The sequence below is a fragment of the Flavobacterium soyae genome (assembly GCF_045348165.1).
In the GTDB taxonomy this organism is placed as follows: Bacteria; Bacteroidota; Bacteroidia; order Flavobacteriales; family Flavobacteriaceae; genus Flavobacterium; species Flavobacterium soyae.
The window spans coordinates 1-23,509 of sequence record NZ_CP150845.1; the positions used below are offsets into that span (position 1 = coordinate 1).

A 23,509-nucleotide genomic window follows, 5' to 3' on the forward strand; every position below is an offset into this window, starting at 1 on the left:
ATGACTAAAACTGCTCAATCGGTATGGGAAAACTGTTTGTCTTTTATAAAGGACAATATTCAAGATCAAGCATACAAAACTTGGTTTGAACCAATCAAATCAGTTGAGCTAACCGACAACGCGTTATATATTCAAGTACCAAGTAAATTTTTCTACGAATGGCTCGAAGAGCATTACGTAAAATTATTGAAAGTTGCGCTTACCAAAGAACTGGGAAAAAACGCAAAGTTACTCTATAAAATTAAAATGGAGAACACTTATGGAAATAAACAGCCGTTTACCGAGCAGCTGCCAAGTTCTAACAGAGTTCCTATGAAACCGCAGGAAGTTGACGCTCCGTTTAAAAATTTAAATCCTGAACTTAAGAATCCGTTTGTAATTCCCGGTATCAGAAATTTAAAAATTGAATCTCAGTTAAATCCTAATTACAGCTTTGATAATTTCCTTGAAGGAGACTCAAACCGTTTAGCACGGTCTGCAGGTATGGCGGTTGCCAATAAGCCTGGAGGAACTTCATTTAATCCGTTATTGATTTTTGGAGGAGTTGGATTAGGAAAAACACACTTAGCGCATGCTATTGGGGTTGAAGTAAAAGACAAATATCCTGAAAAAACGGTTTTATATATTTCTGCCGAAATTTTCACACAACAATATATTGATTCGGTTAAAAAGAACAATCGTAACGATTTCATTCACTTTTACCAATTAATCGATGTTTTGATTATTGATGATGTTCAGTTTTTATCTGGAAAATCAGGAACTCAGGACGTATTTTTCCACATTTTCAACTATTTGCACCAAAACGGAAAACAGGTAATTTTAACTTCTGACAAAGCTCCTGTAGATATGCAGGATATTGAGCAGCGTTTGTTATCTCGTTTTAAATGGGGATTGTCTGCAGAATTGCACCAGCCTGATTATGAAACCCGTATCTCGATCTTAAAAAACATTTTATATCGTGATGGTGTTGATATGCCGGAAGATATTTTAGAATATGTAGCACGGAATATCAAATCTAACGTAAGAGAACTAGAAGGTGCCATTATTTCATTAATCGCCCAGTCTTCTTTCAACAAAAAAGAAGTTACGATTGAATTGGCGAAAAGCGTAGTTGAAAAATTTGTTAAAAACGTAAAAAGAGAAATCTCTATCGATTATATCCAAAAAATTGTGTCTGATTATTTTCAGCTGGATATTGAAACACTTCAATCTAAAACTAGAAAAAGACACGTTGTTCAGGCTAGACAATTGGCTATGTTTTTTGCAAAGAAATTCACGAAAGCTTCTTTGGCAAACATTGGTTCACAGATTGGAGACCGGGATCACGCTACCGTTTTACATGCTTGTAAAACTGTTGATAATTTAGTTTCTACAGACAAACAATTCAAGAAATTTGTCGAAGACATCAACAAAAAACTAACGCTATAAACGCGAATCATGCCAGTAAAAGTTTTAATGGTTTGTTTAGGAAATATCTGCAGATCTCCTTTAGCAGAAGGAATTTTAGCATCAAAATTACCTAAAGATAAATTTATTGTTGATTCTGCCGGAACAGGATCATGGCATATTGGTCACGCTCCAGACAAACGTTCGATTGCTGTTGCTCAAAAAAACGGTTTATGCATTGACGGTCAAAAAGGAAGACAATTTAAAACTTCAGATTTTGACGAATTCGATTATATCTACGTTATGGACAGCTCTAATTTGCGTGACGTTCTTCATCTTGCTAAAACTCCTGAACATAAAAACAAAGTTCGTCTTATTTTAAACGAATTATTTCCAGACGAAAATGTAGATGTTCCCGATCCTTATTACGGAGCAGTTAACGGATTTGATAATGTATATCAAATGCTGGATGAAGTCTCTGAAATTATTGCCCAAAAACTTATCGAAAAACATTCATAATTAAATTTGTATTTCAATTGCTGTTTATAGAATTGAAATACATTTTTGTTTTAATTTATAAAATATCACAAAATGAAACTTCTCGGAAAACTATACTTAATTCCAACCACAATGGGCGAAAGCGATCCGATGGATGTTTTACCACAAACCGTAAGAAGAGCAATAGAACTTATCGACCACTATATTGTTGAGAATGACAAAACAGCCAGAAAATCTATAAAAGCAGTTTATCCTGAAAAAAAACAATCAGAATTGGTACTTTTTACACTAAATAAAAGAACAGAACCAAGCGAACATTTAGATTTTATAAAGCCTTTATTAGAAGGAAAAAACATGGGATTAATGAGCGAAGCCGGATGTCCGGGCGTTGCTGACCCCGGCGCTGTGATTGTAAAACTGGCACATGAAAAAGGAATTCAGGTTGTACCTTTAGTTGGTCCTTCTTCTATCCTATTAGCTATGATGGCTTCTGGAATGAATGGTCAGAGTTTTACTTTCAACGGTTATTTACCAATTGATAAAGACGAGAAAAAATCGGCATTGAGGCATTTTGAGAAATTATCTCACGATAAAAATCAATCGCAGATTTTTATTGAAACACCTTACAGAAACAATAAATTAGTTGAAGATATTCTGCAAATTGTAAATCCTTCAACACATTTATGTATTGCAACTGATATTACGCTGCCAACAGAATTCATTAAAACAATGAAAATTTCGGATTGGAAAAAATTAAAAGTAGATTTACATAATCGACCGACGATTTTTATTATTCATAAAATGTAAACTAACTTTAAAACCATCATAATGAAAAAGTTTCTAATCCTGATTTTGATTTGTTACGTTCAAAATACGTTTTCACAATATAAAGAACCAATAATCAAAGTAGATCCTGATGCAGTAATTAATAAATCTGAAGAAATTCCTACCGTAGATACTACACCTGAATTTCCTGGAGGACCGGAAGCTTTACACAATGATTTTCTTAAGAAAAATTATAAGATGCCTAACGTAAGCAACTTAAAAGGTAAAGTTTATGTTACTTTCATGGTTGAGAAAGATGGAACATTAAGTAACATAAAAGTTTTGAGAGATATTGGATATGGTACTGGAGAAGAAGCTATAAGAATTCTTAAATTGTCTCCAAAATGGATTCCAGCAAAGAAAGATGGCAAACCTGTAAGATGGCAATATTCATTTCCTATAAATGTAACAGGCAATGAACCACCAAGCGCAGCCAAATTGAATAACTTTCCTCAAAATAGTTCAGTTATTCCTGTTATTGAAGAAGAAAATCAAGTTTACAACACCGCAGGTATAGAAGTAAGACCTGAATTCCCAGGAGGAGAAGAAGCTTTAAATAAATACTTAAAAGACAATTATAAAAATCCACAAAAAGATCTAAAAGGAAAGGTTTATGCCACTTTTATTATCGAAAAAGATGGGTCTTTAAGTGATATAAAAATTTTAAGAGACCTTGGATATGGAACGGGTACAGAAGCTATTAGAGTGTTAAAAAAATCTCCGAAATGGACACCTGGAAAACAAAATGATAAGGTTGTTAGAGTTTTATACTCTATACCAATAATTGTAAATTAATATCGTCTGCTTTCTCACACAAGTTTTCCCCTAATCAAACTTCAACATGAGTAAACTCCCAAACGTAACTACAAGCATTTTTACGGTAATGTCAAAAATGGCAGTCGAATATAATGCAATAAATCTTTCTCAAGGATTTCCAAATTTTCCTGTTGATGAACGATTGACTGATATTGTTGCAAGATTAGCAAAGGAAAATGTACATCAATATACACCGATGGCAGGTTATCCGCCATTGATGAATAAAATTGCGAAGTTAATTCAGGAATCTTATAGTAGAACAATCAATCCTGATTTAGAACTTTTGGTTACAGCGGGCGCAACGCAAGGGATTTTTACTACTATTTTAGCTTTGGTAAAAGAAAACGACGAAGTAATTATTCTCGATCCAAGTTATGATTCTTATGAATCTCCTGTTTTACTTTGCAAAGCAAAACCTGTTCGTGTAGCTTTAAATGACGATTATACGCCAAATTGGGAGACAATCGAAAAAGCTTGTTCGGAGAAAAGCCGAATGATTATCATCAATAATCCGCATAATCCAACTGGAAAAATATTAAATGAAACCGATTTTCTTCAATTAGAAAAAATACTTTCAAAATATCCAGACTTATTAGTTTTATCTGATGAAGTTTATGAATACATTACTTTTGAAGAAAAACATATTTCGGCACATACCAAAAACTTTCTTTTAGATCGCTGCATTATGGTTTCCTCTTTCGGAAAATCATTTCATATTACAGGCTGGAAAATTGGTTACACAATTGCTCCCGAATATTTAATGAAGGAAATCAAAAAAGTACATCAGTTTTTGGTTTTCAGCGTAAACAGTATTTCACAATTTGCGATCAGCGAATATTTAGATGTTGTTGATGTAAATTTACTTGGAAAATTCTATCAGGAAAAAAGAGATTATTTTCAAAAACTGCTTCAAAACAGTCGATTTGAATTGAAACCTTGCGAAGGAACTTATTTTCAGGTTGCTTCTTACGCCAGTATTTCAGATGAAGATGATGTAACATTCTGCAAAAATCTAATCATCAATCACGGAGTTGCTGCAATTCCTATTTCAACTTTTTACTCCGATCATAAAGATCAAAAATTAATACGTTTTTGCTTCGCTAAAGACGATTTTACTTTAGAATCTGCCGCAAAAAAACTATGTGATATATAAAGTTTATCAAAATTTTATAACAATATTATGCGCGCATCCTATTTTTTTAATTAATATTGTAAAAAAAGAAAAGTATGAGCTATACAGATAAAATGTTACGTGACGACGCTTTAAAAGGAAAAGTCATTGTAGTTACAGGCGGCGGAAGCGGTCTAGGAAAAGCAATGACTAAATATTTTCTTGAATTAGGCGCACAAGTTGCGATAACTTCAAGAGATTTAGAAAAGCTGAAAACCACTGCAGCAGAACTTGAAAGTGAAACTGGCGGAAAATGTTTACCGCTTCAATGTGACGTTCGTCATTATGAAGAAGTAGAAAATATGCTTCAGGAAACTTTAAAAGTTTTTGGAAAAGTAGATGTTCTTTTGAACAATGCAGCCGGAAATTTTATTTCTCCAACTGAACGTTTATCTGCAAATGCATTTGATACTGTTATAGATATCGTACTTAAAGGTTCAAAAAACTGTACGCTTGCCTTTGGAAAACACTGGATTGATACCAAGCAAACATCGGCAACGATTTTAAATATTGTAACAACTTATGCCTGGACAGGTTCTGCTTATGTGGTGCCAAGTGCGACTGCAAAAGCTGGAGTTTTAGCCATGACAAGAAGTCTTGCTGTAGAATGGGCAAAATACGGAATTCGTTCTAATGCGATTGCTCCGGGACCATTCCCTACTAAAGGTGCATGGGACAGATTATTGCCGGGAGATCTTTCAGAAAAGTTCGACATGGCAAAAAAAGTGCCTTTGAAACGTGTTGGAGATCATCAGGAATTAGCCAATTTAGCAGCTTATTTAGTGTCTGATTTCTCTGCTTATGTAAATGGTGATGTCATTACGATTGACGGCGGTGAATGGTTAAAAGGTGCCGGACAATTCAATTTATTAGAAGCAATTCCCGAAGAACTTTGGGATCAGCTTGAAATGATGATTAAAGCAAAGAAGAACAAATAATTACAAGTGCTTACTAAATTCAGAATATTTTATTAAAACTATACTGATTGCACCAAATCCCGAAGGTTTACTTTCGGGATTTTTTTTATGTTTTTCACCAAATAAGTAACAATCTTTTAACCATATAAGTAATATAAGTTCAGTTAAGTATTGTTTTACTTAAATATTTTGCTGCTTAAATTTACTTACATTACTTATATGGTTAAATTACATAATATGTTTAGCAATTCAGTTAAATTATTATTTTTGCCAAACAAATATCAAACAAAAATTTTATGCTCATTATTGGACTTGCAGGAGGAACAGGAAGTGGAAAAACAACGGTAGTACATCAAATCATGAACGAATTACCAGACACTGAAGTGGGTGTAATTTCTCAGGATTCGTACTATAAACAAACCGATAATTTATCATTTGACGAAAGAGCATTAATTAATTTTGATCATCCGCGTGCAATCGATTTTGAATTATTGGTAAGACATCTCAAAGCTTTAAAAGCGGGAGAAACTATCGATCAGCCAGTTTATTCTTTTATTCAGCATAACAGAACTGACGATACGGTTTCAACACATCCAAGAAAAGTAATGATTGTTGAAGGCATTTTAATTTTGACAAATCCGGAATTACGTGAACTTTTTGATATCAAAATTTTCGTTCATGCAGATTCAGATGAAAGATTAATTCGTCGTTTAAAAAGAGATATTTCAGAACGCGGACGTGATATCGACGAGGTTTTAAACCGTTATCAAAACACGTTAAAACCTATGCATGAGCAATTTATCGAACCATCAAAAGCATTTGCAGATATTATTATCCCAAATGATAAATACAATACTGTAGCAATTGATGTAGTTCGCGCTGTAATTAATCAGAGAATTTCATAATTTTTATCGTAAATTTAAACCATAATAATTAGGAGCTGATTCCCGCTATACGTTTCAATCTTTTGTGCCGAACCCCGGCACAAAAGGATTTTCACTACTATCGGGGCTAAAAAGACCAATCGAATTCAAAAGAAATAATAGGTTTATAAAAAAATGAAAATAAAAAATCCATATAAAGACAAAAAGTGGTTCAAATATCTAGGCAATAAATATGTCTGGGTTTTGCTGTTTTTTGTAATCTGGATGTTATTTTTAGACAACTACTCCTATTTTGATCATCGCTTTTTAGACGGACAGATCAATGAATTACAGGACAATAAAAAATATTATCAGGAAGAAATAAAAAAAGATCAGGAACAGATCAAACAACTTAAAAATCCTGAACAAATAGAAAAATATGCTCGCGAAAAGTACTTTATGAAAAAAGACAGCGAAGATATTTACATCATCCAGTTTGAAGGAGATACCATTCAAGATAAAGAATAAACACAAAAAACACTAAATGGCCACTAACCTATTCGACGATTTTAATCCGATTTCATCCAAACAATGGAAACAAAAAATTCAGTTTGAATTAGATGGAGCCGATTATAACCAAACCGTAATTTGGAATTCTCCAGAAGATATTCAGGTAAAACCTTTTTATCACAGCGACGAATTTACCAAAAGTGCTGCTGTTCATACTCAGGCATCAGAGTTTAAAATCTGTCAAAACATATTTGTTCACGACGTTGAAAAATCTATCAACAGAGCCATAAATACGATTGAAAGAGGTGCCGAAAGTTTACGTTTTACGATTCAAAACGAAAATACCGACATTCAAAAATTATTAGAAAATCTTCCTTTAGAAAATAGAACCATTTATTTTCATTTGAATTTTCTCTCAATCGATTTCGTAAAAAAACTGGACGCTATTGCTGCACAAAAAAATGCAGCTTTTTATTGCAATCTTGATCCAATTGGACAATTAGCCCGCGACGGAAACTGGTTTACAACATCGGATAAAAATAATTTTGAAACACTTGAAAAAATTTCAAACCAAACTAATCTGCCATTTCTAAGTGTAGATTTGGGTTTGTATCAAAATTCAGGAGCAAATATCACACAGCAAATTGCCTACAGTTTAGCGCATGCCAATGAATATTTAAACCGTTTTCCAACTTCAACAAAACCTATTGTTTTTGAAATAGCTGTTGGAACTAATTACTTTTTTGAAATTGCAAAACTCCGTGCCTTGCGAATGCTTTTCAAATTAATTGCTGCAGAATACAATCCTGAAATAGACTGTCATTTTTTAGTTACTCCAACCAAACGGAATAAAACCATTTACGATTATAATGTCAATATGCTTCGTACCACAACCGAATGTATGTCGGCAATTTTAGGCGGAGCCGATGCTGTTGCTAATTTACCTTATGATGCTTTATATCATAAAGACAATGAGTTTGGTGATCGAATTGCCCGAAATCAGCTTTTAGTTTTAAAACATGAAAGTTATTTTGACAAAGTCGATAATCCAGCCGACGGAAGTTATTATATTGAAAGTTTAACGATGCAATTGGCAGAAAAGAGTTTAAACTTATTTAAAGATATTGAAGCTGACGGAGGTTTCCTGAAACTTTTGAACGACGGAACGATCAAAAAGAAAATTCAGGAAAGTGCCACTAAAGAACAGGAATTATTCGATTCTAAAAAAGAAGTTTTATTAGGAACCAATAAATATCCTAACAAAGAAGACAGAATGAAACATGATTTAGAATTGTTTCCTTTTGTAAAAATAAAACCTAGAAAAACATTAATTACACCAATTATAGAAAAAAGATTAGCTGAGAAATTGGAACAAGAACGTTTAGAATCTGAAGAAAAATAATGAAAACACTTAAAATTATTACAAGAATTATTTTGGTGATTTTAATTTTATTATCTCTTTTTATGTGGCTAATCATAGGTGCATCAAGTCATAATATAAAAACAGAAATGAGAGTTCTGCCATTAATTTTTGCTTTAGTATTTGCAATTTTTCTTTATTTAACTAAGTATATAAAACGAAAAGAAAATTAAGACCATAAAAGAAATTGAAAGCGAATTGAACCTATTCTAAGAAATAATTTTAAAATTGAGAAAAGACCTTAAACATATAAAGTTAGAAGTTAAAAGTCATGAGTTAAATGAACAAACTCATAACTCAAAACCCATAACTCATAACTTCACCACAGCCGAAGGAATTGAACTTAAAAAAAGCTATTCTGAAAAAGATATAGAGGATTTAGAGTTTCTGGATTTCGGAGCTGGTTTTACACCCAATTTACGCGGACCTTACGCTACGATGTACGTTCGTCGTCCGTGGACGATTCGCCAGTATGCCGGATTTTCGACAGCAGAAGAAAGTAATGCTTTTTACAGACGAAATCTTGCTGCAGGTCAAAAAGGGCTTTCAATAGCTTTTGATTTACCAACACATCGCGGTTACGACTCAGATCATGAAAGAGTTGTTGGAGATGTAGGGAAAGCTGGAGTTGCAATCGATTCTGTCGAAGATATGAAAGTATTATTCGATCAGATTCCGCTTGATGAAATGTCGGTATCCATGACTATGAACGGTGCCGTTTTGCCAATTATGGCATTTTATATTGTGGCTGCCGAAGAACAAGGTGTTGAATTGAACAAGCTTTCGGGAACTATTCAAAATGATATTTTGAAGGAATTCATGGTGCGCAATACTTATATTTATCCGCCAACGCCTTCAATGAAAATTATTGCCGATATATTTGAATTTACAAGCAAAAAAATGCCAAAATTCAATTCTATCTCAATTTCAGGATATCATATGCAGGAAGCCGGAGCAACTGCTGATATTGAATTAGCTTATACTTTAGCAGATGGTTTAGAATATATTCGAACTGGATTATCGACTGGAATGACTATTGATGAATTTGCTCCACGCCTATCTTTCTTTTGGGCAATTGGAATGAATCATTTTATGGAAATTGCAAAAATGAGAGCCGGCCGAATGATTTGGGCAAAACTATTACAGCAGTTTAACCCGAAAAGCGATAAATCATTAGCATTAAGAACGCATTGCCAAACCAGCGGATGGAGTTTAACAGAACAAGATCCTTTTAACAATGTAGCCAGAACTTGTATTGAAGCTACGGCAGCAGCCTTTGGCGGAACACAGTCTTTGCATACCAACGCACTCGATGAAGCTATTGCTTTGCCAACTGACTTTTCGGCGAGAATTGCACGAAATACACAGATTTATTTACAGGAAGAAACGAAAATTACCAAAACCGTTGACCCTTGGGGCGGAAGTTATTACGTAGAATCTTTAACGAATGAGATTTTAGAAAGTACCTGGAAATTAATTGAAGAGGTTGAAGAATTGGGCGGAATGACTAAAGCAATTGAAGCCGGAATCCCAAAACTTCGAATTGAAGAAGCGGCTGCAAGAAAGCAAGCGAGAATTGACAGCGGACAAGACATTATTGTTGGTGTCAATAAATTTAGATTAGAAAAAGAAGATCCGCTGCATATTTTAGATGTTGACAACCAAATGGTTCGTAAACAGCAAATAGAGCAGCTTGAAAATATTAAAGCAAAAAGAGATACTGAAAAAGTAAATCAATCACTGGAAAAATTAATTCATTGTGCTAAAACCGGAGAAGGAAACTTATTAGAAATGGCTGTTGAAGCTGCCAGAAACAGAGCAACTTTAGGCGAAATAAGTGATGCCCTTGAAACTATTTTCGGAAGATTTAAAGCGCAAATTAAATCATTTAGCGGTGTGTATAGTGCAGCAATAAAAAACGACGAGAATTTTGAAAAAGCAAAACAATTAGCAGATGCTTTTGCAAAACAAGAAGGAAGGCGCCCAAGGATTATGATTGCCAAAATGGGACAAGACGGTCATGATCGCGGTGCAAAAGTAGTGGCAACCGGTTATGCGGATGTGGGTTTTGATGTGGATATAGGTCCGTTATTTCAAACTCCGGCCGAAGCGGCAAAACAAGCTGTAGAAAATGATGTTCATATTTTAGGTGTTTCATCACTTGCTGCGGGTCATAAAACATTGGTTCCGCAAGTTATCGAAGAGCTTAAAAAACATGATCGTGAAGATATTATGGTAATTGTTGGCGGTGTAATTCCTGCTCAGGACTATCAATTTTTATTTGATGCAGGCGCAGCAGCTGTATTTGGGCCAGGAACTAAAATAAGTGAAGCGGCTATTAAAATTTTAGAAATCTTAATTGACTAAGAATATTCAAAAAAAATCCCGAATTAACATTCGGGATTTTTTTTGTTTTTAATCGTTTATTGTCGCATTACTGTCTGCTTCAATAAAAGAAAGATCATAGCCGGCAAAATCTCGCATATAACTTTTTAAAGAAGTTCCGAAAGCATCTCTAAAATGCCTGTTTCCCCCATGTTTAAAAAAGTTTTTTACTGATCCTGCACCTCCTAGATGTGCAGCTGCTAAAATACCAGATTCTGTAATTTCGACACCATTAATCACTTTTCCTTCGTACTTTTCAATTTCATTACGTAAAATCCATTTGTTTTTGGATAATAACGCGACAAAAGCTTTTTCCTGTAATGCCGGATCTGTTAAGAAGTCTTTTTCATTTCTGACTCCAATGGCGCGTAATGCTTTTGAACCAAATTGATATTTTCCCATGTAACCCAGTGAATTTACCATTCGGTATTTTCCCTGTGATTCTTTGAAAGCTACTGCTTCTTTAAAACCGATAAGATGATTTCCAGTATATGGGACGTTTAGATTTACTTTAGGATAATCATCCTTTTCTAAAGATGGAAAAATATATTCTGATCCATCTGTTTTTTCTGTTAGAAACCACGGTTTGGTTTCGATACTAAAGGGTTTAAAACCCAAACTTAAAAATGTAATAATAACGATTAAACTCGCATAAAAATACCACTTCTTTATCATAAATTGTTTTTCTTCAAAACGCTGTCACCTTTTTGAAATTTCTACGGTGCAAAGGTAATGAAAAACAAAAAAATCTGATATTCAGCAGTTTAACAGAAATTAAAAATAGAGTGCATGTGCTTTAAAGCCTTTATTGGCGGAGTATTCGAGAGTTGGTGCCGGAATTTTTATCGTGTTAAAAACAGAAAAAATAGTTTTCAAAAAATGCGATTTTGTGTCAATTTTAGCTAAATTCACGTCAAATGAAAGAAAAAACTGACGATATCTTTCAGGGTTTTCGACCGAAATTGGAATATCATCCTGAACATTTCCGGAAATCATTCCTTCTGCACCATATCCAAAAGCAACATTCAGCCACTTTGGAATTTTGCTCTCTTTTGCAAAAGAATGAAGATTGACAGAAAGCCAATAAGTTTGTCCGTTATAATCTTTTAAAATCTGCTCATTTAATGATTTCCCTAAAAGATTCGGGCGCATACTTGCATATTGCGTTGTATGAAATGAAAATTTTGGAATGATACGCTGTTCTTTCCACAATAATTCTTGGGAAACATACAAACCTGTTCCGGTAGCGTTAGCAATAATATCGCCCGGAGAAGCTCCCCATTGTGATGAATACCCGTCTAAAACTTCAACTGCAGTTAAAAAGGCAAAGCCTAAACCTGCCCCATAAATCAATTGTTTTTTTTGATCCGCACCGCTCCAGTTTAGCATTTCAGCACCAAATCTTCCTAAATGATAAGCAGAATACATATGCCCCACTTTATCCATTTGGAGCCATTCGCTGTTATCATTTATAAAATGAAACTTTGATCTTGGATAATCGGCATACCAAATTTGATTTAAACCCAATAAAGTAGCCGAGGCCAAAGCGGTTTCTGTTACAATTACAGTAGTTTGCCTTTTCTTATTTAAAGTATCTGATGGAGCTAAAAAGCTTTCAACCTTATTTTGAGAAAAAGATTGAAAGCTTAGTATAAGTAAAACCGGTAAAAAAAGGTATTCTTTTAAATTCAAAACTATCTTGTTACGCCTTGACTAGCAATCCAGTCTGAATATTTTTTTGCATTTTTTGTGTGCTCTGCATAATTTGAAGCAAATTCATGGTAACCAAAACGATCAACGCTTGCACAAAAATAAATGTAATCGTTTTTCTCCGGATTTAAAACTGCTTCAAGAGCTGTAATATCTGCCATAGCAATTGGTCCCGGAGGAAGGCCGATATTAACGTAAGTATTGTATGGAGATTTCATAATCAAATCATTATAAAAAACTCGTTTTATAACCTGATCAAAATTATTGTCTCTTAATTTTAAGGCATAAATTACAGTTGGATCAGCCTGCAATGGCATTTCTAAACGAAGACGGTTTAAATAAACTCCTGCAATACGAGGTCTTTCGTCTTTTTTAACTGATTCTTTGTGAACGATTGACGCTAATATAGAAACCTGAACTGGTGTTAAACCTTGTTTTTTTGCTTCTTCAATTCTTTCCGGAGTCCAGAATTTATGGTATTCCTTGATCATTTTATCGCGGAATTTTTCTGCAGATGTATTCCAATATACTTCGTATGTATTTGGAATAAACATAGCAAAAACATTTTCTTCGTTAAATCCGTTTGCAGCTAAAAATTCAGGATCTTTAAAAGCTTTCATTAATGATATACTATCCGCTTCAATTTCTGACCCAACTCTTCCTGCAAAATTCTCCAGGCGTTCCTGATTGTTAAAAGCTAATTTAACGGGAACATTTGAACGCATTGCACGAACTAAGTCAATGTTATTCATGTCTTTTTTCAAAAGAAAACGTCCTGATTTTACATTTTCAGGATAACTTCTTTTGCTGGCAACCAGTTCAAAATTGTCAAAGTTTTTGATATATGGTTCTAATATTTTTTTTACATCAGTATAATTTGCTCCGGTTGGAACGTAAACGTAAACTTCTTTTTCTTCAAATTTTGTATTGGCACTAAAAATTTGGCTGATTAAAATAAAACCGTAAATCAGTAAAACAGAAATTACGGCTACGGCAGCTAGTGTGATTATTTTTTTTAATTTCAAAGCTATTAGTTTAAATGTTTTTATTGATTAACTGAAAGATTGCTTCATCTTGATAGTGGTTATTTAGCAAAATCCAGTCTTTTTTAATTCCTATTTTCTCAAAACCAAATTTAGTAAAAAGAGCTATACTTGCTTCATTATTTACACTAATATTTGCATAAAGCTGATGCAGATTTAAATTAAAAAAAGAGTATTTTATTAAAAGTTCTAGTGCCTCAGAACCAATATTTTGTCCTCTGTTTTCCTTCTTCTGAATAACAATACCTATTCCCGCTCTGTTATTTCTTGGATCAAATTCAAATAAATCGATCAATCCAATCGCCGGAAAATCTTCGTCCTGACAAATTGCTAAGCGTAATTGTTTGGCTTCATAAATATCCTGTTGTGCATTTTCAAGATATTGACGAATTAAAAACCGGCTATAAGGTGTATTGGTATTACTGACTTCCCAAATGCTTTGATCATTTTCCATCGAATGCACAAACCCTAAGTCTTCAGGTTCTAGTGCACGCAGATAAATGGTTTCGCCTTTGAGTGTGATCATTTTAGATTGCAGATTTTAGATTGTTGATTTTAGATTGCTGATTGTCAATTTTTGGATTTGGAATTTGTGTTTTTTAAATTTGGAATTTTAAATTTCTATAGTTCCTTTAAAAACAAATTTTGCAGGTCCGGTTAGGAAAACATTTGTAAAATGATCTCCTAATTTATCGAAAGAAACCACCAATTTTCCTCCTTCAACATTTAAATTAATTGAAGTTTTATCTGTTTGTCCAATTGCATTCATAGCGATTGCAACTGCTGTTGCTCCGGTTCCGCAAGCTAAAGTTTCGTCTTCAACTCCTCTTTCATAAGTGCGGAGAGAGAAAGTACCATCATCTACTTTTTTTACAAAATTAACGTTGCTTCCTTTTTCTCCGTATAAATCTCCGTAACGAATAGCAGCTCCGTTTTCTTTTACATTATAATGTTCTAAATCATCAACAATCTGTACGTGATGCGGAGATCCGGTATTTAAAAAAGTATAAGAGTCGTTTTTTTGCACTTTATCAACATCAATCATTTGAAGCGAAACAATTGCATCATTTCCTACTGATGCATGATGTAAACCATCTGTCGCAATAAAAGTAGTTTTATCATCAATAACTCCTAACTGATTTGCAAAAGCCACCAGACAGCGGCCGCCATTGCCGCACATTGAACTTTGGTTTCCGTCTGAATTATAGTAAACCATTCTAAAATCAGTTTCAGAATCATTTTCTAACAAAATTAAGCCGTCAGCTCCAATCCCGAAACGTCTGTCGCACAAGCGTTCAATCAACTTTACATCTTCTTTTGGGAAGAAATTAGATCTGTTATCGATCATTACAAAATCGTTGCCTGTACCTTGATATTTATAAAATTCTACTTGCATTTTTTATTCATTAAGAAATACAAAAGTACAAAGAAAGAACGAAGATTAATTAATGAAATGTTAATCAATGTTAAAGAGAGTTAAACCATTTTCTCAAATAATTTTTTGGTATAATTTTACGTTAGATATCTTAAAACAAATACCTATATAACTTAAAAACATAAATTGTAATATGAAAAGATTTTCAACCTTATTTTTAGTTTCACTACTAAGCGGTGCTACTACGCTTGGTGCTTACAAGTTATTATTTGACGGCAGTGATTCTTTTTTTGGAAAAGGAAACTCTGTTGTTACCCTTGCTCCTAATTCATACGGAAGAACCGTTGGATTACCCAGTGAAGCAGTTGATTTTACAGAAGCTGCAGATAAAACAATTCACACGGTTGTTCACGTAAAAAATGTTTCGAGAAGAACGGTAAGTAATCCTATGATGGAATTTTTCTACGGTTATGGCGGGCAGCAGCAGCAAGAACAAGTAGGAACCGGATCTGGTGTTATTATTTCTGAAGATGGGTATATCGTGACAAATAATCATGTTATTAAAGATGCTTCTGAAATTGAAATTACTTTGAACAATAAAAAATCGTACAAAGCAAAATTAATTGGTACAGATTCTAAAATGGACATTGCCTTATTAAAAATAAGTGCTGATGAAAAATTACCATATACTGCTTTTGCAAACTCTGATTCTGTAAAAATTGGAGAATGGGTTTTGGCAGTTGGTAATCCGTATAATTTAACTTCAACAGTTACTGCCGGAATTGTTTCGGCGAAAGCCAGAAATTTAGACCAAAGCGGAATTCAATCTTTTATTCAAACTGATGCTGCTGTAAATCCGGGAAATTCTGGCGGTGCATTAGTAAATACAAGAGGCGAATTAATTGGTATTAATACTATGATTTCGTCTATGACAGGATCGTATGTTGGATATTCTTTTGCTGTTCCATCAAATATTGCTCGAAAAATTATTGAGGATATTATGGAATATGGAAATGTTCAAAGAGGAATTCTGGGTGTTGAAGGCGGCGAATTAAACAGCACGGCTTCAAAAGAGTTAGGAATTACTGAAACGCAAGGTTTCTACATTAATAAAGTATCTAAAAATTCTGGTGCCGAAAAAGCGGGTCTTACAAAAGGTGATATTATTGTAAAACTAGACGAGCAAAACATTGCTACTTTTGCTGATCTTTCAGGTTACATCAACACAAAACGCCCAAATGACGTTGTAAAAGTAACTTATATTAAAGATGGAAAAACTAAAACTGTTCCGGTTACTTTAAGCAAAAATGAGTTTTTTAGCACTGAATTTAAAGGAATTGAATTAGAAAATATCGATGCTGCTGATAAAAAGAGATTCAAAATTGATTATGGTGTAAAAATCAAAAACATCACCAATGAGAATTTAATGCAGTATCAAAATGAATTGCAGGGAAATATTATTTTGAGCATCGATAACGTAAAAGCAACAAACGTTGAAACTGTTTCTAAACTTTTAAATAAAAAAGACGAAGGACAAAGTGTTCGCATTGAAATGATCAATAAAAACGGAGAGATATTTAGAATTATTATTTAGTCTCAGTTTACATTCACAGTATTCAGTTCTTTAAAACTGTAAACTGAGACTGCGACTGAAAACTTTAAAAAAAGCCATCTTAAGAAAATTAAGGTGGCTTTTTTTGTTTTGAAAAATAAATGCAAAAATAGTTTACGAAATCGATTGAAATAGATACTTTTGCGCAAAATTATAAAATAAGTGAGCGTTTTATTATTTCAATTTAATCAATTATGAGCAAAAATTCTTTGTACCAAAAAGAGGTATCATTACAAGTCGACCGAAGAAGAGCTGGTGTCGAATTAATTAAAGTGATAAGTGATTTATGGTATGACAAATCCATAGAAATGGTTTTATTTAAAAATCAATTACTGGATAAAAATGTCAGCGATATTATCAATCTTCATCAATATGCGGGTGAATTTGTGGGTAAACCTATCACCATTTTCGATTCTGTAGAAATCGCAAAAGTTGTTTTGTCTTTAGATCTTCCGCCTGCTAAAATAGATCTTGGAAAATTAACTTACGAGTATCATTTAGAAGATGAGAAATATCCGGACGCAAGATATTTTGTGATCGAAAAATTGAAAAAATCAAAAACTTCACAAGAAATTCAGCCCAAAGATGTTGTTCTTTATGGTTTTGGAAGAATCGGACGCTTATTGGCCAGAGAATTAATGTCTAAAACCGGAAAAGGAAATCAATTGCGTTTAAGAGCGATTGTGACCCGAGATAAAAATGACGCTGTAACTTTAGAGAAACGTGCTTCTTTATTACGCTATGATTCTATCCACGGAGATTTTCAAGGTTCTGTAATTGCAGATGCTAAAAACAATGCGCTAATAATTAACGGAACTACGGTTCATATTATTTCTGCAAATTCTCCAGAAGAGATTGATTATACCGAATATGAAATTAATGATGCATTAGTAATTGATAATACAGGTGCATTTACAACCGAAGAAGCTTTAAAAAGACATTTAACTTCAAATGGGGTTAATAAAGTTTTATTGACTGCTCCGGGAAAAGGTGTGCCGAATATTGTGCATGGAGTTAACCATAATGACTATAATCCAGATGAGAATAATATTTTCTCTGCAGCATCTTGCACAACAAATGCTATTACGCCTGTTTTAAAAGTTATTGAAGACACTTTAGGAGTTGTAAAAGGGCATTTAGAAACTATTCATTCTTATACCAACGATCAAAATTTGGTTGATAACATGCATAGAAAATACCGTCGCGGAAGAGCTGCTGCTTTAAACATGGTAATTACAGAAACTGGTGCAGGAAATGCTGTTTCAAAAGCTTTACCATCTTTAGAAGGAAAATTAACTTCAAACGCTATTCGAGTTCCTGTTCCTAATGGTTCATTAGTGGTTTTAAATTTAGAAGTTAAAAAAGCAACATCGATTACAGCAATCAATAAAATCATGAAAAAATGTGCTCTTGAAGGAGAACTGGTAGAGCAAATTAAATATTCACTGAATAATGAATTAGTTTCATCTGATATTGTGGGAACTTCGGCTCCATCAATTTATGACAGCAATGCAACTATTGTTTCAAAGGATGGAAAAAACATTGTACTCTATATTTGGTACGATAATGAATACGGTTATAGTCATCAGGTTATTCGTCTTGCAAAATATATTGCCAAGGTAAGACGTTATACTTATTATTAATTCAATCTAACTACTTACTTAAACCATCAAGTTTACTTGGTGGTTTTTGTTTTCTTATTAAATAGGTAAAACAGTTGTGCTCTTTACTTCTGATATCACAAATACAGTATTTATAAGTGAAACTTCAGGTAAAACAGATAATTTCTTTTGATGAAAATGATGGTAGCTTTCCATATCAGGAATTATAATTTTAAGCATATAATCGAAGTTTCCTGAAACATAATTGCACTCTACAACCTCGGGTAAATTTAAAATTGACTGATTAAATCCTTCAGAAGTATCATAAGTCTGCTTAGTAAGCGTAACCTGACAGTAAACTGTTAAATTATTTCCAAGTTTTTTCTTGTCTAAAATTGTAACGTATTTTTCTATAATCCCATCTTTTTCAAGACGTTTCACCCGGTCGTGAACCGGAGTTAAGGACAAATTTATTTTGTTTGCGATATCTTTTAAGGTATAGTGTGCATCTTCCTGTAAAAGACGTAGTATTTTTTTGTCAATTTCATCTAAAGCCATAACGAAAACGTTTTATTAGAGTAGTGTTTCTTAGTTTTTTTTTCTTTTTGAAGAATAAATTAAGGGGCAAAACAGAATAATTTTCTGTAAAAGTAAAAAATAAAATAATATTTTCTTATTTATTAATCAGTAAACCATAATTTATTCTCTCTCTGTAGCTTTGTAAAACAAATTCAATAAAAAACAAAAAAATATATCAAATGATAATAGGTGTTCCAAAAGAGATAAAAAACAATGAGAACAGAGTTGCTTTAACTCCTGCTGGTGTTTCTGAAATGAAAAAACATGGACATACAGTTTATGTGCAAGCTACTGCTGGTTTAGGAAGCGGCTTTGCTGATGAAGAATATGCGCAAGCTGGTGCTGTAGTTTTACCAACTATTGAGGAAGTTTATGCAATTGCAGAAATGATTATTAAAGTAAAAGAACCAATTGCATCTGAATACCCATTAATTAAAAAAGATCAATTGTTATTTACCTATTTTCACTTTGCATCATCTGAACCATTAACTCACGCAATGCTTGAAAAAGGTGCAGTTTGTTTAGCTTATGAAACTGTTGAAAAAACAGACCGCAGTTTACCATTATTAGTTCCAATGTCTGAAGTTGCAGGTCGTATGGCTATTCAACAAGGAGCAAAATATCTTGAAAAACCATTAAAAGGAAGAGGAATTCTTTTAGGTGGTGTTCCAGGTGTTCCGCCAGCAAAAGTATTAGTTTTAGGTGGAGGAATTGTTGGAACTCAAGCTGCAAAAATGGCTGCTGGTTTAGGAGCACAGGTTACTATTATGGATTTAAGTTTGCCACGTTTACGTCAATTAGATGACATCATGCCAGCAAATGTAAATACAGAAATGTCTAATCATTATAATATTACTAGAGCAATTAAAGATGCTGACTTAATTGTTGGAGCAGTTTTAATACCAGGAGCAAAAGCACCTCACTTAATTACACGTGATATGCTTAAATTAATGCGTCCGGGAACTGTTGTTGTTGACGTTGCAGTTGACCAAGGTGGATGTATCGAAACTTGTACACCAACAACTCACGAAAACCCAACTTTTATTATTGACGATATCGTACACTATTGTGTTGCTAATATGCCAGGAGCTGTTCCTTACACATCTACTTTAGCTTTGACTAATGCTACTTTGCCTTATGCAGTACAATTAGCAAACAAAGGATGGGAAAAAGCTTGTGCAGAAAACGAAGAATTGAAAAAAGGTTTAAATATTGCTAATGGAAAAATCCTTTACAAAGGAGTTGCTGAAGCATGGAACCTTCCTTTTAATGAAGAATTAGTATTGGCAAACGCATAGTGCCAATATTAAATAAGTGCTTACTAAGCAATAAAGTAAAAAGGCTTTTCGTAATGCACTGCCCCCAAAAAGTTAGACGCTATTTGGGGGCATTTTTATGGAAAGAAAAGTCAAGCACAGTTATGAATTCAAACTTGAATGTGTAGAATTAGTAGTTGTTAAACATTATTCATTTGCATTAGTATCTAACGAGAAAGGAACCAGCAAATCTAATATACGCAAATGGGTCAGTTTTTACAGGGAATATGGAAGGGCAGGTTTATTATTACGAAAAAATCGGGTTTATCCGATTGATTTTAAATTAAAGGTTTTAAAGTCAATTTATAGGGATTCGTTATCTTTAAGAGAAGCTCGTTTACGATTTAACATTCCTTCGGATTCAATTATCATTAAATGGAAAAAAGATTTTGCTAATTTTGGTTTAGAAGGATTAAAACTAAAACCAAAAGGGAGGCCAAAATCTATGAGTGATTCTAAAGATAAAAAAAGTAAATCCAAAAAACCTTTAACCAGGGAAGAAGAACTTCTGTTAGAGAATGAAGCATTACGCTGTGAAATTGATTTTCTAAAAAAGTTACAAGCCTTAATTCAAGCCGAAGAAAAAGCCAAAAATCGCAAGTCATAATGGAATTAAGGCATCGCTATGATTTAAAATTACTTTTAAATTGTAGTAATGTGGCGCGCAGCAGTTTTTATTATTATCAAAAACAGAGTAAAACAGCTGATAAATACAAAAAAGTAAAAGAACTTATAAAATCAATTTATTATAAGCATAAGGGACGTTACGGATACAGGAGGATCACTAGTGAGTTAAACCTTCAAGGGATAATCATCAATCATAAAACAGTTTTAAGACTAATGAAATCGTTGGGATTAAAAAGTCTTATCAGAGTTAAAAAATATAAATCCTATAAAGGAGAACAAGGCAGGATTGCCCCAAATATTCTGAGCAGAAACTTTAAAGCATCAGTACCTAATCAAAAATGGGCAACCGATATAACTGAATTTAACGTCTCAGGAAAAAAATTATATTTATCACCAATAATTGATTTGTTTAATGGAGAAATAATTAGCTATGAACTGGCTGAAAGACCCGTATTTAACCAAGTAGCTGTGATGCTTGAAAAAGCATTTAAGAAAATACCCAATAATACTAATTTAACGCTGCACTCTGATCAAGGATGGCAGTATCAAATGAAACAGTACCAATACTTATTAAAAGAAAAAGGAATTAAACAAAGTATGTCCAGAAAAGGAAATTGTCTTGACAATGCCATTATTGAAAACTTCTTTGGAACATTAAAATCAGAGCTGTTTTATCTTAAAAAATACAGTTCCATTGGTCAATTAAAACAGGAGATTATTGAGTATATTAATTATTATAATAATGACAGAATAAAACTTAATCTAAAAGCAATGAGCCCGATACAATATCGAGCTCATTATTATAAAACTTAATTATAAATTTGTCTAAACTTTTGGGTGCAGTCTATAATGAAAAGCCTTTTTTTATGCCATAAAAAAACCTGTCTTGCAAGACAGGTTTTTATTTTTTATACTTTATTTCTTTTCATCTAAAACTTCCTGCAATACTTTTGCTTCAGTTCCATTAGGGAAAGTAACTTTAATTTTTTGTGCGATAGTTGGTGCGATTTCAGTAATTGCTTTTTTATCGTAAGATTCTCCTTTTTTGATATGCCATCCATAAAAAATGGCTGGTACATGAGTATCATAACCGTATATTGTACCATGTGAAGTTCCGGTAGTCGCATATTCGATATCTCCTGGTTTGTCAACAATTACAAGATCTCCATTTTGAGTTACGTCATAACCTTTTGCTACAAAATTCAGAGAATAATCGTTTCCGGCATTAGCTAAAATTTCTTCTTCTGTATACACCTTTTTAACTTGTGGCTGAGAAATTAAAAAATCTTTAAAAGCTTGTTTAACTTTTGCCAATTCTAAACCTTTATCTTTTATGATTTGTTTATTGAAGAAAACATTGAAATTTGAATAGTTTTGCACTAAATCAACTCCAAAAGTTTTAGTTGAAAAATCCTGCATGCTTTTCTTTACATCTTTTGAAGGATAATTATCTACATTGTATTTACGATCCTTTAAATAAATTACGTTTTCAGCACCTGCATGATCTGCAGTTAAGAAAAGCAGATAATTTCCTTTCCCAACTGTTTTATCTAAATAAGCTAAAAAGTCAGCTATTGTTTGATCTAATCTTAAATAAGTATCCTGAAGCTCCATTGATCTTGGCCCAAGTAAATGACCAACATAATCTGTAGAAGAAAAACTAACCGTTAAGAAATCCGTAGTATTATTTCTTCCAAGATTTTCTTTTTCGATCGCTCTTTTAGCAAAATCAGCAAGTAAATCGTTTCCATAAGGAGTTGAACGAATTACTCCAGCATCATTTTTCTCATACATTGATTTTAAATCATATGGAAAAACCGGAGCAGCACTTCCATATAATTTACCTTCATAAGGATTATTATCAGGAAGACTTTCATTATATACAGAAGCCGGCTTATATAAATCCCAGCCTTTATTAATATATTTTAAGTAGTTTTTTTCGTTGTTGAATTCTGATACCCATTCTGGTAATTTTTCACCATAAAAAGTACTAGAAATAAACGATCCCGTTTTGCTGTACCAAAAAGCCCAATTTGCAAAATGTCCAGCCGGTAAAATTGCACCACGGTCTTTAAGACTCATTCCGATAACTTTTCCATTAAAATTGGTAGCCATACGAACTTCATCAGTAATTGTAGTAGCTTGAAGATTTTTAGGAGACATTGCACCTTCTTCTACAGTTCCGTCTCCAACAGTTTTTACTCCAGCATCATCTGTACAATACATTTCTTTACCAAGAGTTCTGCTGAACCATTCGTTACCAACAATTCCGTGTGTAGCAGGTGTTGTACCAGTATATATAGAAGCGTGTCCCGGTGCAGTGTAAGTTGGCATATAGTTATAATGCATATTCTGGAAAACAAATCCATCATTCATTAATCTTTTAAAACCATTTGGGGAAAAATCATCTGAAAATCGATATAAATATTCCATTTTCATTTGATCGACTACTATACCTACGACTAATTTGGGACGTTGTTGCGCACTTAAATTTGTGATAACAAAAAGTGTCAACAGTAAAATACTTTTCTTCATGTTTACTAAATAATTTAAACACAAAAATACTCATTCAAATTTAAAACTTCTAAAGTATGAATGATGAAGAACAAACAATTGACTATAATTTAACAGTTTAGTCTTGCAATCTAAGTTGCTATTAGCAAACATCTGTAAAACAAAAAATCCTCATCAAATGAATGATGAGGATTCTTCAAAGAAAGGCGACGACATACTCTCCCACAATGATGCAGTACCATCTGCGCAGGCGGGCTTAACTACTCTGTTCGGGATGGGAAGAGGTGAGCCCCGCCGCAATAACCACCTTAAGGTTTTTAGTTGTTGGTTTGTGGTTGTCG

At 33.3% G+C, this 23,509-nt stretch carries 22 protein-coding genes and 1 rRNA gene; 15 read left to right on the top strand and 8 right to left on the bottom strand.

From position 1 onward, the window contains the following. From dnaA to scpA, 11 genes are all read left to right on the top strand, one after another. Positions 1-1,428: a chromosomal replication initiator protein DnaA gene (dnaA, locus tag AABD74_RS00005; RefSeq protein ID WP_011921525.1), complete on the top strand. Its 1,428-nt coding sequence runs from the start codon at positions 1-3 to the stop codon at positions 1,426-1,428. 9 nt (positions 1,429-1,437) lie between these two features. After that, entirely contained in the window at positions 1,438-1,905 is a 468-nt protein-coding gene (locus tag AABD74_RS00010; RefSeq protein ID WP_232678748.1) for a low molecular weight protein-tyrosine-phosphatase, read from the top strand. 72 nt (positions 1,906-1,977) lie between these two features. Next, positions 1,978-2,691 (top strand): SAM-dependent methyltransferase, encoded by a 714-nt coding sequence (locus tag AABD74_RS00015; protein ID WP_180859732.1) that lies wholly within the window; start codon positions 1,978-1,980, stop codon positions 2,689-2,691. A 21-nt stretch (positions 2,692-2,712) separates the two neighbouring features. Continuing rightward, a complete protein-coding gene (locus AABD74_RS00020) occupies positions 2,713-3,504 on the top strand; it encodes an energy transducer TonB (protein ID WP_406844324.1) in 792 nt (263 codons plus the stop codon). Positions 3,505-3,550: 46 nt separating this feature from the next. Continuing rightward, complete coding sequence (locus tag AABD74_RS00025; RefSeq protein ID WP_406844325.1) at positions 3,551-4,678, top strand: methionine aminotransferase; 1,128 nt, start codon at positions 3,551-3,553, stop codon at positions 4,676-4,678. A gap of 74 nt (positions 4,679-4,752) precedes the next feature. Beyond that, positions 4,753-5,634 carry an SDR family oxidoreductase gene (locus AABD74_RS00030; RefSeq protein ID WP_053474060.1) on the top strand — a complete coding sequence of 294 codons (882 nt, stop codon included), beginning with the start codon at positions 4,753-4,755 and terminating at the stop codon, positions 5,632-5,634. Between the two features lie 275 nt (positions 5,635-5,909). Further along, entirely contained in the window at positions 5,910-6,518 is a 609-nt protein-coding gene (gene udk / locus AABD74_RS00035) for a uridine kinase (protein WP_056201596.1), read from the top strand. A gap of 153 nt (positions 6,519-6,671) precedes the next feature. Continuing rightward, complete coding sequence (locus tag AABD74_RS00040; protein ID WP_053474062.1) at positions 6,672-7,004, top strand: septum formation initiator family protein; 333 nt, start codon at positions 6,672-6,674, stop codon at positions 7,002-7,004. A gap of 16 nt (positions 7,005-7,020) precedes the next feature. Then, positions 7,021-8,388 carry a methylmalonyl-CoA mutase subunit beta gene (locus tag AABD74_RS00045; RefSeq protein WP_406844326.1) on the top strand — a complete coding sequence of 456 codons (1,368 nt, stop codon included), beginning with the start codon at positions 7,021-7,023 and terminating at the stop codon, positions 8,386-8,388. Continuing rightward, positions 8,388-8,579, top strand: coding sequence for a hypothetical protein (locus AABD74_RS00050; protein ID WP_309839692.1), 192 nt, complete (start codon positions 8,388-8,390; stop codon positions 8,577-8,579). The genes AABD74_RS00045 and AABD74_RS00050 overlap by 1 nt, the downstream gene beginning before the upstream one ends. A 55-nt stretch (positions 8,580-8,634) precedes the next feature. Continuing rightward, positions 8,635-10,773: a methylmalonyl-CoA mutase gene (scpA, locus tag AABD74_RS00055; RefSeq protein WP_406844327.1), complete on the top strand. Its 2,139-nt coding sequence runs from the start codon at positions 8,635-8,637 to the stop codon at positions 10,771-10,773. Between the two features lie 48 nt (positions 10,774-10,821). Here scpA and AABD74_RS00060 read toward each other — a convergent pair whose 3' ends face one another. The 5 genes from AABD74_RS00060 to dapF form a co-directional block, all read right to left on the bottom strand. Continuing rightward, on the bottom strand, positions 10,822-11,466 hold the full coding sequence (locus AABD74_RS00060) for a peptidoglycan-binding protein LysM (RefSeq protein ID WP_232678731.1): 645 nt from the start codon (positions 11,464-11,466) through the stop codon (positions 10,822-10,824). Positions 11,467-11,565: 99 nt separating this feature from the next. After that, the gene (locus AABD74_RS00065; protein ID WP_406844328.1) at positions 11,566-12,483 is read right to left on the bottom strand and encodes a DUF2279 domain-containing protein; all 918 of its coding nucleotides are present in this window, start codon (positions 12,481-12,483) and stop codon (positions 11,566-11,568) included. A 2-nt stretch (positions 12,484-12,485) separates the two neighbouring features. Beyond that, a complete protein-coding gene (gene mltG / locus AABD74_RS00070; RefSeq protein ID WP_406844329.1) occupies positions 12,486-13,526 on the bottom strand; it encodes an endolytic transglycosylase MltG in 1,041 nt (346 codons plus the stop codon). Between the two features lie 10 nt (positions 13,527-13,536). Beyond that, positions 13,537-14,070 carry a GNAT family N-acetyltransferase gene (locus tag AABD74_RS00075; RefSeq protein ID WP_406844330.1) on the bottom strand — a complete coding sequence of 178 codons (534 nt, stop codon included), beginning with the start codon at positions 14,068-14,070 and terminating at the stop codon, positions 13,537-13,539. A gap of 87 nt (positions 14,071-14,157) precedes the next feature. Then, positions 14,158-14,940, bottom strand: a complete 783-nt coding sequence (dapF, locus tag AABD74_RS00080) for a diaminopimelate epimerase (RefSeq protein ID WP_406844331.1) — start codon at positions 14,938-14,940, stop codon at positions 14,158-14,160. A gap of 172 nt (positions 14,941-15,112) precedes the next feature. On the opposite strand from dapF, the gene AABD74_RS00085 reads away from it, so the two are divergent. Both AABD74_RS00085 and AABD74_RS00090 read left to right on the top strand, forming a co-directional pair. Then, positions 15,113-16,513: a trypsin-like peptidase domain-containing protein gene (locus tag AABD74_RS00085; protein WP_232678721.1), complete on the top strand. Its 1,401-nt coding sequence runs from the start codon at positions 15,113-15,115 to the stop codon at positions 16,511-16,513. Between the two features lie 212 nt (positions 16,514-16,725). After that, positions 16,726-18,174 (top strand): glyceraldehyde-3-phosphate dehydrogenase, encoded by a 1,449-nt coding sequence (locus AABD74_RS00090; RefSeq protein ID WP_406844332.1) that lies wholly within the window; start codon positions 16,726-16,728, stop codon positions 18,172-18,174. Positions 18,175-18,231: 57 nt separating this feature from the next. On the opposite strand, the gene AABD74_RS00095 is transcribed toward AABD74_RS00090, so the two are convergent. Further along, positions 18,232-18,690 carry an Lrp/AsnC family transcriptional regulator gene (locus tag AABD74_RS00095; RefSeq protein WP_053474073.1) on the bottom strand — a complete coding sequence of 153 codons (459 nt, stop codon included), beginning with the start codon at positions 18,688-18,690 and terminating at the stop codon, positions 18,232-18,234. A gap of 200 nt (positions 18,691-18,890) precedes the next feature. Here AABD74_RS00095 and ald point away from each other — a divergent pair, with 200 nt between their 5' ends. Both ald and AABD74_RS00105 read left to right on the top strand, forming a co-directional pair. Next, positions 18,891-20,009 (top strand): alanine dehydrogenase, encoded by a 1,119-nt coding sequence (gene ald / locus AABD74_RS00100; protein WP_053474074.1) that lies wholly within the window; start codon positions 18,891-18,893, stop codon positions 20,007-20,009. A 97-nt stretch (positions 20,010-20,106) separates the two neighbouring features. Beyond that, positions 20,107-21,467, top strand: a protein-coding gene (locus tag AABD74_RS00105) for an IS3 family transposase (protein WP_406843840.1) whose coding sequence is annotated in 2 segments (ribosomal slippage) — positions 20,107-20,590 and positions 20,590-21,467 — 1,362 coding nt in all. Because the reading frame shifts where the segments join, the coding sequence is not laid out codon by codon here. A 102-nt stretch (positions 21,468-21,569) separates the two neighbouring features. Here AABD74_RS00105 and pafA read toward each other — a convergent pair. Continuing rightward, complete coding sequence (gene pafA, locus AABD74_RS00110) at positions 21,570-23,189, bottom strand: alkaline phosphatase PafA (RefSeq protein WP_406844333.1); 1,620 nt, start codon at positions 23,187-23,189, stop codon at positions 21,570-21,572. 180 nt (positions 23,190-23,369) lie between these two features. Next, positions 23,370-23,479: ribosomal RNA gene (rrf, locus tag AABD74_RS00115) — 5S ribosomal RNA — on the bottom strand. Positions 23,480-23,509: the final 30 nt, after the last annotated feature.

What these genes read in the sequence shown, in the direction of transcription:
- AABD74_RS00095 (WP_053474073.1), bottom strand. Translation starts at nt 18,690, where the DNA reads ATGGCTTTAGATGAAATTGACAAAAAAATACTACGTCTTTTACAGGAA.
- dapF (WP_406844331.1), bottom strand. Translation starts at nt 14,940, where the DNA reads ATGCAAGTAGAATTTTATAAATATCAAGGTACAGGCAACGATTTTGTA.
- AABD74_RS00025 (WP_406844325.1), top strand. Translation starts at nt 3,551, where the DNA reads ATGAGTAAACTCCCAAACGTAACTACAAGCATTTTTACGGTAATGTCA.
- AABD74_RS00090 (WP_406844332.1), top strand. Translation starts at nt 16,726, where the DNA reads ATGAGCAAAAATTCTTTGTACCAAAAAGAGGTATCATTACAAGTCGAC.
- AABD74_RS00050 (WP_309839692.1), top strand. Translation starts at nt 8,388, where the DNA reads ATGAAAACACTTAAAATTATTACAAGAATTATTTTGGTGATTTTAATT.
- dnaA (WP_011921525.1), top strand. Translation starts at nt 1, where the DNA reads ATGACTAAAACTGCTCAATCGGTATGGGAAAACTGTTTGTCTTTTATA.
- AABD74_RS00085 (WP_232678721.1), top strand. Translation starts at nt 15,113, where the DNA reads ATGAAAAGATTTTCAACCTTATTTTTAGTTTCACTACTAAGCGGTGCT.
- AABD74_RS00040 (WP_053474062.1), top strand. Translation starts at nt 6,672, where the DNA reads ATGAAAATAAAAAATCCATATAAAGACAAAAAGTGGTTCAAATATCTA.
- AABD74_RS00045 (WP_406844326.1), top strand. Translation starts at nt 7,021, where the DNA reads ATGGCCACTAACCTATTCGACGATTTTAATCCGATTTCATCCAAACAA.
- AABD74_RS00020 (WP_406844324.1), top strand. Translation starts at nt 2,713, where the DNA reads ATGAAAAAGTTTCTAATCCTGATTTTGATTTGTTACGTTCAAAATACG.
- udk (WP_056201596.1), top strand. Translation starts at nt 5,910, where the DNA reads ATGCTCATTATTGGACTTGCAGGAGGAACAGGAAGTGGAAAAACAACG.
- AABD74_RS00010 (WP_232678748.1), top strand. Translation starts at nt 1,438, where the DNA reads ATGCCAGTAAAAGTTTTAATGGTTTGTTTAGGAAATATCTGCAGATCT.
- pafA (WP_406844333.1), bottom strand. Translation starts at nt 23,189, where the DNA reads ATGAAGAAAAGTATTTTACTGTTGACACTTTTTGTTATCACAAATTTA.
- AABD74_RS00015 (WP_180859732.1), top strand. Translation starts at nt 1,978, where the DNA reads ATGAAACTTCTCGGAAAACTATACTTAATTCCAACCACAATGGGCGAA.
- AABD74_RS00030 (WP_053474060.1), top strand. Translation starts at nt 4,753, where the DNA reads ATGAGCTATACAGATAAAATGTTACGTGACGACGCTTTAAAAGGAAAA.
- AABD74_RS00060 (WP_232678731.1), bottom strand. Translation starts at nt 11,466, where the DNA reads ATGATAAAGAAGTGGTATTTTTATGCGAGTTTAATCGTTATTATTACA.
- ald (WP_053474074.1), top strand. Translation starts at nt 18,891, where the DNA reads ATGATAATAGGTGTTCCAAAAGAGATAAAAAACAATGAGAACAGAGTT.
- AABD74_RS00075 (WP_406844330.1), bottom strand. Translation starts at nt 14,070, where the DNA reads ATGATCACACTCAAAGGCGAAACCATTTATCTGCGTGCACTAGAACCT.